The organism is Roseospira marina (assembly GCF_014197855.1).
Lineage (GTDB): Bacteria > Pseudomonadota > Alphaproteobacteria > Rhodospirillales > Rhodospirillaceae > Rhodospira > Rhodospira marina.
Genome location: NZ_JACIGJ010000051.1, coordinates 1 through 1,314 on the forward strand (window position 1 = coordinate 1; position 1,314 = coordinate 1,314).

Here is a 1,314-nt window from a genome sequence, read left to right on the forward strand (position 1 = left end):
GGTACCGTCCAGGATCTTTCGCACATTTCGTCACGCGACGGCTCCGGATGAGGAGGCCTGCATCGCGTGGAGCGGCTCCATATTCATGTATCGGCGGGCCGACCATTGCGACCCGGCGATGTGCCGCAACCGGGCCGCGGCCAGGTTGAGGCAGCTCTGACCGTCCGGGAACGCGCCAACCACCCGAGTGCGACGGCGGATCTCCTTCATGATCCGTTCCAGCGGGTTGTTGGTCCGGATCTTGGCCCAGTGGACATCCGGGAAGGCGTAGTAGGTCAGCGTCTCACCGATGTGCTCCGCCACCAGTTCGGCCGCCCGGGTCAGCTTCTGGCGGCGCAGGTCCGCTTCCACGGCCTCCGCCTTCTCCTGGGCCGCCTGCCGGCTCTCCTGGGCGTGGATCGCCTTCAGCATGTGGGCCACCTCGCGCACCTTCATAGCCGGCACATGGCTGAAGACGTTGCGGTAGAAGTGCACCATGCACCGCTGCCACAGGGTCTCCGGCAGGAACTCCGCCACGCTCTCCACCAGCCCCCGGCAGGCATCCGAGATGACCAACTGGACGCCCGACAGGCCCCGGTCGACCAGGTGGCGCAGGAAGGCGCTCCAACCGGATTTGTCCTCCTTGGCGCCTTCGCAGATGCCCAGAATCTCCCGGTACCCCTCGGCGTTCACCGCGCTGGCCACCAGCAGAGAGACGTTCCGGACCTCCCCGGCCCAGGTCCGCTTCATCACGATCCCGTCCAGGTACAGATAGGGATGGTCACCTTCGATCGGCCGGTGGCGCCACTCGTCGATCTTCGCGTAGATCTTCCTGTTCAGGCTCGACACCGTCGAAGGCGACACCCGCGTGCCCCACAGCGCCTCGGTGATGTCCTCCACCCGCCGAACCGAAACCCCGGCCAGGTACATCTCGATCAAGGCCTCTTCGACCGAGCTTTCCCGGCGCCGGTAACGCTCAATGATCGCCGTCTCGAACGTCTGGCGCCGCAGCTTCGGCACCTTCAGCGTCACCTCGCCGGCCTTCGTGTGAAGCGCCCGTTCATAGCATCCCGCCCGCGTATCCCGCCGACTCTCCGACCGCTCGTAGCGCGCTGCCCCGCATAAGCGATCCGCCTCTGCGTCCAGCATCGCATTCAAAGCCTCTTCCACCGTTCCACGGACCATCTCGCCCAGATGGTCGCGGATCCGTCCCTCATCGATCTGGATCACCTGGCCCATCGGTGTCACGCCCTTCTGATCGTCCATTCCAAGCTCCTTCCATCAGGATAGAAGGAGCCGCCCAATCCGAAAGTGCGAAAGAAATGGTACGTTATC

General features: G+C 64.8%; 1 protein-coding gene. It reads right to left on the minus strand.

Going from position 1 to position 1,314, the window contains the following annotated elements; genetic code table 11:
* Positions 1-30: 30 nt before the first annotated feature.
* Positions 31-1,218 carry an IS256 family transposase gene (locus tag GGD82_RS20740; protein WP_150064316.1) on the minus strand — a complete coding sequence of 396 codons (1,188 nt, stop codon included), beginning with the start codon at positions 1,216-1,218 and terminating at the stop codon, positions 31-33.
* Between the last annotated feature and the right edge of the window lie 96 nt (positions 1,219-1,314).

Excerpts from the sequence above, each read along its gene's own strand:
- GGD82_RS20740 (WP_150064316.1), bottom strand. The coding sequence starts at position 1,218 with ATGGGCCAGGTGATCCAGATCGATGAGGGACGGATCCGCGACCATCTG.